This window comes from Neisseria sp. GT4A_CT1 (genome assembly GCF_000227275.1).
Classification (GTDB): Bacteria; Pseudomonadota; Gammaproteobacteria; order Burkholderiales; family Neisseriaceae; genus Neisseria.
In genome coordinates this window covers 1-1554 of record NZ_JH164981.1, presented here as the reverse complement: position 1 = coordinate 1554, position 1554 = coordinate 1, and the positions used below count along the sequence as shown (strand labels likewise).

At 53.3% G+C, this 1554-nt stretch carries 3 protein-coding genes; all 3 read left to right on the top strand.

What is annotated here, in order from left to right:
* Nucleotides 1-368: YadA-like family protein (locus HMPREF1028_RS12800; RefSeq protein ID WP_009313188.1), on the top strand; the 368-nt coding region annotated here is incomplete at its 5' end.
* 104 nt (nt 369-472) lie between these two features.
* Nucleotides 473-823: a helix-turn-helix domain-containing protein gene (locus HMPREF1028_RS12795; protein ID WP_009311899.1), complete on the top strand. Its 351-nt coding sequence runs from the start codon at nt 473-475 to the stop codon at nt 821-823.
* A partial coding sequence (locus HMPREF1028_RS14995; RefSeq protein WP_036529845.1) for an IS3 family transposase occupies nt 727-1554 on the top strand: 828 nt, incomplete at its 3' end. The genes HMPREF1028_RS12795 and HMPREF1028_RS14995, both read left to right, overlap by 97 nt.

The window sequence follows — 1554 nt, the reverse complement described above, 5'->3', positions numbered from 1 at the left end:
CGGATTCTACCGATGCGATCAACGGCAGCCAGTTGTATTACACCAACCAGGCGATTAACCAAAGCGTGACCAACATCGGCAATTACGTGGTGAACATGGGCGACCAAATCAACCAACGTATCGACAATGTTGAAAGCGACTCTAAAGCCGGTACCGCAGCAGCCATGGCGGTGGCTGGTCTGCCGCAAGCCTACCTGCCGGGTAAGAGCATGATGGCGGTTGCAGGCGGCGTTTACCGCGGTGAAAGCGGTTACGCAGTCGGCTTCTCCAGCATCTCCGACGGTGGCAACTGGGTCATCAAAGGTACCGCTACCGGCAACTCACGCGGCCACTACGGCGCGACCGCAGGTGTCGGCTACCAATGGTAATCCCGCTCTAAAGCTTGTTTGAAGGCAAAGCAAAGGTCGTCTGAAAACTGAACTGCACCCCAAAAGTTGGACATCCCCTCCAACTCACAAGGTGCAGTTTTTTTATGAGCAAATATACATTACACTTCAAATACCAAGCCGTACTCCACTACCTGCATATACGCAGCCAACAACGTACCGCAGACCACTACGGCATTTCCCGAACCCACCTGAGACGATGGATACGCGCCTATCAAGAAGGCGGTATCGGCGCACTCGAACATCCCCAATCCAAAACCATGCCCCAACACCGCAAAAACCCCTTCATCGCAGATAAACCCGACCACGAAAAAACACAGGCAGAGCTTATCGAAGAGTTGTGCTATATGCGCGCAAAGGTCGCCTACCTAAAGGAGTTAAAAGCCCTCAGCCAAAAACAGACCGAAAAGGACAAAGCCAAACCGTCCAAACACTGAGGGCGCAACACCCGCTCAAATACCTGCTGCACATCGCAAACCTGCCCAAAAGCAGCTTCTACTACCACCACCAAGACCGACCCGATCCCGACGCAGCCGACAAAGCCCTCCTTGTCGAAACCTACCGGCGGCATAAAGGACGCTACGGACAAAGGCGCATTGCCGCCGCATTAGATTGGAACCGCAAAAAAGTGGCGCGGCTGATGAAACAGATGGGGCTGAAAGCCCTCATACGGGCGAAAAAAGCCTACCGCCATCCCGCCATGGGCGAGATATCGGAACACCTCCTCAAACGCCGGTTCAAAGCCCGAAAGCCCAACGAAAAATGGCTGACCGACGTTACCGAACTCAAAGGGAAGGACGGCAAACTGTACCTCTCGCCAATCTTGGACTTGTTCAACCGCGAAATCGTCGCCTACGCCATGAGCCGCAGAGCCGACAGCGAAATGGTAAAGGAAATGCTCGAAAAAGCCGCACCCCGGCTGACTGGCGAAGGAACGATGCTTCATTCGGACCAAGGTGTGCTGTACCGTACGGCGGGATATAGGGAATTGCTTGCGGAGCATTCCATGGTTCAAAGCATGTCGCGAAAGGCGAACTGTTGGGACAATGCGCCGATGGAAAGCTTCTTTGCGGTGTTGAAGACGGAGTGTTTCTATAATGCAGGTGAATTGACGGTAGATGAATTGATGAAGCAGATAGATGACTATATGGATTACTACAACCGGGAG

Coding starts and splice junctions, on each gene's coding strand:
- HMPREF1028_RS12795 (WP_009311899.1), top strand. CDS start 473: ATGAGCAAATATACATTACACTTCAAATACCAAGCCGTACTCCACTAC.